The 5,866-nt window shown below is 76.9% G+C and carries 7 protein-coding genes and 1 pseudogene; 5 read left to right on the top strand and 3 right to left on the bottom strand.

Annotated elements, in window-relative coordinates; all coding sequences use genetic code 11:
• A pseudogene (locus IE321_RS40350) lies at window positions 1–667 on the bottom strand (hypothetical protein); the annotation flags it as partial.
• Between the two features lie 107 nt (window positions 668–774).
• Here IE321_RS40350 and IE321_RS40345 point away from each other — a divergent pair.
• Both IE321_RS40345 and IE321_RS40340 read left to right on the top strand, forming a co-directional pair.
• Window positions 775–1,173 (top strand): hypothetical protein, encoded by a 399-nt coding sequence (locus IE321_RS40345; protein WP_190226609.1) that lies wholly within the window; start codon window positions 775–777, stop codon window positions 1,171–1,173.
• Between the two features lie 112 nt (window positions 1,174–1,285).
• On the top strand, window positions 1,286–2,485 hold the full coding sequence (locus IE321_RS40340) for a nitric oxide synthase oxygenase (protein WP_373316667.1): 1,200 nt from the start codon (window positions 1,286–1,288) through the stop codon (window positions 2,483–2,485).
• 152 nt (window positions 2,486–2,637) lie between these two features.
• On the opposite strand, the gene IE321_RS40335 is transcribed toward IE321_RS40340, so the two are convergent.
• Window positions 2,638–3,201 carry a hypothetical protein gene (locus IE321_RS40335; RefSeq protein ID WP_190226608.1) on the bottom strand — a complete coding sequence of 188 codons (564 nt, stop codon included), beginning with the start codon at window positions 3,199–3,201 and terminating at the stop codon, window positions 2,638–2,640.
• A 107-nt stretch (window positions 3,202–3,308) separates the two neighbouring features.
• Complete coding sequence (locus IE321_RS40330; protein ID WP_226652517.1) at window positions 3,309–3,761, bottom strand: DUF1707 SHOCT-like domain-containing protein; 453 nt, start codon at window positions 3,759–3,761, stop codon at window positions 3,309–3,311.
• 53 nt (window positions 3,762–3,814) lie between these two features.
• Here IE321_RS40330 and IE321_RS40325 point away from each other — a divergent pair, with 53 nt between their 5' ends.
• The 3 genes from IE321_RS40325 to IE321_RS40315 all read left to right on the top strand — a co-directional run.
• Window positions 3,815–4,381 (top strand): TetR/AcrR family transcriptional regulator, encoded by a 567-nt coding sequence (locus IE321_RS40325; RefSeq protein WP_190226610.1) that lies wholly within the window; start codon window positions 3,815–3,817, stop codon window positions 4,379–4,381.
• A 25-nt stretch (window positions 4,382–4,406) separates the two neighbouring features.
• The gene (locus IE321_RS40320) at window positions 4,407–5,048 is read left to right on the top strand and encodes a TetR/AcrR family transcriptional regulator (RefSeq protein ID WP_190226607.1); all 642 of its coding nucleotides are present in this window, start codon (window positions 4,407–4,409) and stop codon (window positions 5,046–5,048) included.
• 139 nt (window positions 5,049–5,187) lie between these two features.
• Window positions 5,188–5,866, top strand: a 679-nt coding sequence (locus IE321_RS40315; RefSeq protein WP_190226606.1) for an MBL fold metallo-hydrolase, incomplete at its 3' end; no start/stop codon positions are given.

The following is a 5,866-nucleotide window of genomic DNA, read 5'->3' as shown; positions in this document are numbered from 1 at the left end:
CGAGCGCGGCGGCCCGGCCCCGGCGCCGGCGCCGGAGCAGGTCGGTGGGGCGGAGGTGGACGGTGCAGGGGTCGAACTCGGGTCCGCGCAGCAGGGCGGCCGGGTCGCCGGGGACGGTCGCGCGCAGGCGCGCGGCGGCGTCGAGGGCCCGGTGGGGGGCGGTCACCCCGGCCCCGGCCAGCAGGGCGGTGGTCTCCTCGGGTCCGAGCCCTTCGAGGAGGGTGAGCGCGAGGGCGGCGCGGACCTCGGGGGCGACGGCCGCGAGGGCCCGGTCGAGGGCGAGTTCGTCGCCGCCGCCGGCACGGGGGAAGAGCCGCAGCCCGGTGACGCGGGGCAGGGCGAGCGCGGCGGGCCGGAGCTCCCGGGCGGTGAGGGCGCCGGTGACGACCCGGGCCCGGAGCCAGGCGTGGGCCTCTTCGCGGGGGCCGCGGGGACGGGGCAGGGCACCGGCCCGGGCGGGTCCGCCGCGGGGCAGGGCCCGCTGGACCACGGCGTGCGCGGCGAGGACGCGGCGCTGCCGGCCGAGCGAGGGCGGCAGGACGAGGTGGGCGAGGCGTACCAGAGCGGGATAGTGCTCGACGAGCGCGGCCTCCGCGGCGTCCCGGGAGGGACGCGGGGCGGATATGGCGGCCGACGGGCCCTTGCGGGGGATGCGGATCTGCTGCACGCACCGACAACGAGCGGGGCGGGCGGGGCGTCACTCCCCGGGGTCCGGGCGCCGGTCCGGAGCGGGCCCGCGCGTCCGGACGATCTTCGCCGTGCTAAGAAGGCCGGATGACGCTCACACGGGGCCTGCGGGTCCGCCTCGCGGTCGATCTGAGGGTAACCGGCACGGTCACGGTGGCCGGCGACCCGGCGGAGGAGCCGGCGGCGGTCGCCGGCGCGCTGCTGCTCGGGGAGGGGACGGAGGGGACGGTCGAGCGGGTCGACGCGCCGGAGGAGCCCCGGCCGGACCCGGAGGCGGCGGAGTACGAGCGCCTCTCCTCGCTCCTGGAGTCGTTCGGGGCGCAGATGCCGGCCGCGAGCCGGGAGCGGCTGGAGGAGCAGGTGCGCGGCCTGGAGCCGGCGTGGGAGGCGTACCGCGGCCGGCGGCCGGTGGTCACCGCCCGGGTCCGGCTCGACGGCGGTCTGGTGCTGGAGCGGGTGCGCGGCGACGTGCTGACCGCCGCGTGAGGCGCGGGGCCGGGCACCATACCAGGACGGACCCTCCCCTTCGGTGAAGTTCGAACACTCTCCACAGCCGGACGACTCCGTACGGTAGTCATGGGGCCAGGGAGGAAACACCTTGGTCTTCAGTCTGATCCGTCGCCGCGCGTCCGCCCCCGCCGGCGCCGCGTGCCCGCGTTCGGGCGCCGCCGCGGCCGCCGCCCCCGTCCCGCCGTCGGCCGCCTCGCGCGAGCCGGACCGGGTGGACCGGCGGCAGGCGGAGGAGTTCGTCCGGCGGTTCCACGAGGAGTGCCCGGGCGCCGGGGACGCGGACGCCCGGATCCGTCAGGTGCGGGCCGAGATCGCCCGGACCGGCACCTACGAGCACACCCCGGAGGAGCTGGCCCACGGCGCCCGGGTCGCCTGGCGCAACGCGGCCCGCTGCATCGGGCGGCTCTACTGGAGCAGCCTGGTCGTGCGGGACCTGCGCGGGGTGTCGTCCGCCGACGGGATCGCCGCCGCCTGCGCCGAGCACCTGCGGGCGGCGGGCAACGGCGGGCGGATCCGGCCGGTCCTCACCGTCTTCGCCCCGGACCGTCCGGGCCGCCCCGCGCCCCGGATCGTCAACGACCAGCTGGTGCGGTACGCGGGCCACCGCACCCCGTCGGGACGCTGGGTCGGCGATCCGCGCGCGGCGGCGGTCACGGCCCTCGCCCGCGAGCTGGGCTGGAAGCGGGAGGAGGAGCCCTTCCAGGTGCTGCCGCTGATGATCAGCGAGCGGCCCGGCGCCCGCCCGGAGTGGTACGAGCTGCCGGACGGCGCCGTCCACGAGGTGGCGCTGCGCCATCCCGAGCACGCGTGGTTCGCCGGGCTCGGGCTGCGCTGGTACGCGGTGCCGGCGATCAGCGACATGGTCCTGGAGATCGGCGGGGTGCGGTATCCGGCGGCGCCGTTCAACGGCTGGTACATGGGCACGGAGATAGGCGCCCGGAACCTCGCCGACGCGGACCGCTACGACCTGCTGCCGCTGGTCGCGGAGAAGCTGGGCCTGGACCGCTCCTCGGAGCGGACGCTGTGGCGCGACCGGGCGCTGGTGGAGCTGAACGTGGCGGTCCTGCACTCCTTCCAGGAGGCCGGGGTGACGATGGCGGACCACCACACCGAGTCCGGGCGCTTCCTGAAGCACATCGCGCGGGAGCGGCGGCACGGCCGGCCGGTGCCGGCGGACTGGAGCTGGATCGTCCCCCCGCTGTCGGGCTCGGCCACGCCGGTCTTCCACCGCTACTACGACCCGGTCGACCCGACCCTGCGCCCGGCGTTCGTCCCCCGGCAGGGCTAGGGCCTGCCCGACCATGGGCGTCGGATCAGGCCGGGTCGTCCTTGCGGCCGTGCCACTTGGGCGTTTCGGCCGTGCGGCAAGCGGGCGGGCCGGACCCGGCGGGAACTGTCGGACAGGCCCTGGGAGGCCCGGCCGGGAGCCGTGCCGCCGGGTCAGTACCGGCCGCCGCCCGCGCGGTGGCCGCCGCCTCCCCTGCGGGGGCGGCGGGACGGGCGGGAGGCGGCCGGGTCGACGGCTCCGCCGGCGGCCTCCGGGGAGGAGAAGAGCACGGGGACGCCCGGGGCGGAGGCGGCGGGGACGGCCCCGGGCGCGGTCCGGGGCTCCGGTACCCGCTCCGGGCCGCGGGGCTCGGCCGGGCTCGCGGCGCGGGCCACGATCCGGGCGTGGGTGATCAGCGGGGCGCACGCCTCGCAGATCTCGGCGAGCGTCCACACCTCGGCGACGGCCGGGTTGTGGATGAGGACGAGGAGGGTGCGGCCCGAGCACAGGGCCCGGGCCTGGTGGTGGCGGCAGCCGGCCCCGCCGCAGGCGCACGCGGCGTTGGGCCGGGGGGTCGCGAGCCGGGCGTGCGCCCGCACGTGGTCGGCGGCGAAGGCGCGCAGCGCGCGCACGTCCTTGGACCGCTCGGGCATGCGGCAGCCCGCGGTGGTGCAGCTGACCCGCGCCGAGTGGTCGTGGTGGCCGGTGAGGCGAATCGTCCAGGTCCTGCCTGGCACACGGGATCCGAGTGGCATGCTCAACGCACACAAGTCCGTTCGGGAGAGGAGGCGTTCGGTCTCTGTTTACCCCGAAGTCGGGGCCTCGACGCGTCCCGCCGGACGTGTCAGGCGGTGTCGTCGTCCTTCTTGCCGCCCGGGCGCAGGGCCGAGGCGACGAGCACCGCCGCCCAGATGGCCAGCGGGGTCACCGGCCAGTAGAAGCCGTAGTCGCCGTCGCGCAGGCCACTGACACCCCAGATCGCGGACATGATGACCAAGCCGCCGAGCCAGGCACGCCATTCGGCGTACCACTCGGCGAGTTCCTTGCGCTTGCGCTCCTCGCTGCTGGGCCGGGGCGCGGGCAGGTCGGAGGTGAGGACGGCGAGTTCGTCCGCGGTGCGGGCGGCGAGGGCGGCCTCGACGCGTTCGGCGTGCTCGTAGGGGTCGAGCCGTCCCTCGGTGAGGGCGACGGCCAGGTGGGTGACGACGGCGTCGCGCTCCCGGTCGGAGACGCGCACGCCGGGGACGGCGTCCTTCTTCCGCATCGGCTCGGCGGGTCGTTCGGGCTGCTCTTCCATGTGCTCCCCCATTCGATAGAATACGACCGTATCCTAGAACGTGGAGGGTGACGATGCCCAGGATCGCCGACCGGTCGGAACAGCGCCGGCAGATCGGCGCCGCCCTGCTGCGGCTGGCCGGCGAGGAGGGCCTCGACCAGGTCAGCGTGCGGACCGTGGCGGCGGCCAGCGGCCGGTCCCCGGGCGCGGTCCAGAAGTACTTCCGCTCCAAGGAGGAGCTGCTGCTCTTCGCCTCCCAGCTCTCCGGGGAGCGCATCGAGCGGCGGATGCAGACCGTCGACCCGACCCTTCCACTGCGGCAGGCCCTGCGCGCGCTGGTGCTCACCATCCTGCCGCTGGACGAGGAGCGGCGCGCCGAGACGGCCGCCCAGCTCGCCTTCGCGGTGCACGCCGCCCACCACCCCCGGCTGGCCGAGGTCCGGCGCCGCGTCGACCGCGAGGTGCACGACGCCCTCGCCCGGCGGCTCGCCGCCGCCGGCACCCCGGAGCCCGGCCCCACCGCCGACGCCCTCATCGCCGTCTCCGACGGCCTCGCCCTGCGGCTGCTCTACGCCCCCGGCGACGCGGACTCCCTGCTCGCCGCCCTGGACCGGGCCATCGCCACCCTCACGCCCCCGTAGTCCTCCGCTCTGCCACGATGGGGCGGTGAGCGAGACGGCGGACGGGAACGGCGAGGGCGCGGGGGCACCGGCGCGGCGCCGCCGACGGGACCCGGAGTGGACCTGGGCGGCGCTGCTGGACGCGCTGCTCCAGCTGATCGCGGAGACCGGGCGGGAGCCCACCCGGAAGGCGATCGCGGAACGGGCCGGCGTCTCCGAGCGGACGGTCTTCGTGCACTTCGCCGACCGTGAGGCGCTGCACGTCGCCGCCGCGCGGCGGCAGGCGGAGCGCTGGCGGGCGGAGGCCGAGCCGGTGCCGCCGGACCGGGCGACGGACCACAAGGTGGCGGCGCTCCTGGCGCAGCGCGGGCGGATGTACGAGGTGATGGGCCCGATCCGCCGGTTCGGTCTGGGCCTGGAGCCGCACTCCCCCGGCCTCGCCGAGGTGATGGCGGCCGGCGACGCGTGGTTCCGCGCGGACCTGGCGGAGGTCTTCGCGCCCGAACTCGGCCGGGACCGGGACGCCTTCGCGCCGGGCGGACTCCTGGACGCGCTGGAGGCGGCCTCCTCGTGGGCGGCCTGGGACCACCTGCGCACCCGCCGCGGCCTCGACGGGCCGGCCGCCCGCGCCGCGTTGGAGCGGACCCTGCGGGCCCTGCTCGCACCGACGGCCGACGGCGCCCTCTAGCCCGGAGTCCCCGGGATCCGAACCCCGTCCTCCCGCGCGCCCGCGGGGCGGCCGGGGGATCTCGTCGCGCCCGCCCCTTGACTCGTATTGCAGTCGGACTGCAATAGTGGGCGCCCCGACCAGGAAGGGCGCGCACGGCATGACTCCGATCAACCGGCGCGGCTTCGTCGCGGCCACCATGGGTGCCGCCGCAGCCGCCGTCTCCCTCAACCCGCAGACCGCCCAGGCCGCGCCGGCCACCCGGGAGCCCGACGACCGGCGGCACCGCCCCGGTACGACGCCCGCCCCCACCCGGACCGACGGCCTGCCCTACGACGACGAGACCGACTTCGCCGACGCCGACCGCGGCTTCGTGGCCGCCTTCACCGGCGGCCCCGTCACCACGGCGGCCGGCCGGATCGTGTGGGACCCCGCCGCGTACGACTTCGTCACGGAGGCGGAGACGGAGGGGCGCGCCCCCGGCACCGTGGACCCCAGCCTGTGGCGCCAGGCCCGGCTCCTGTCACGGCAGGGGCTGTACCGGGTCACCGAACGGATCTACCAGGTCAGGGGCCTGGACCTGTCCAACATGACGATCGTCGAGGGCGACACCGGCGTCATCGTGATCGACCCGCTGATCTCCGCCGAGACCGCCGCCGCGGCGATCGCGCTCTACCGCGCGCACCGCGGCGACCGGCCGGTCCGGGCGATGATCTACACCCATCCCCACGTGGACCACTTCGGCGGCTGCCGGGGCGTGCTGCCGGACGGGGCGGCGGACGTGCCGGTACTCGCCCCGAAGGGCTTCATGGAGCACGCCGTCAGCGAGAACGTCCACG

It is taken from the genome of Streptomyces hydrogenans (assembly GCF_014656075.1).
In the GTDB taxonomy this organism is placed as follows: Bacteria; Actinomycetota; Actinomycetes; order Streptomycetales; family Streptomycetaceae; genus Streptomyces; species Streptomyces hydrogenans.
Note: the sequence above shows the minus strand (reverse complement) of the source record. Positions and strands in the feature narration are given on the sequence as shown.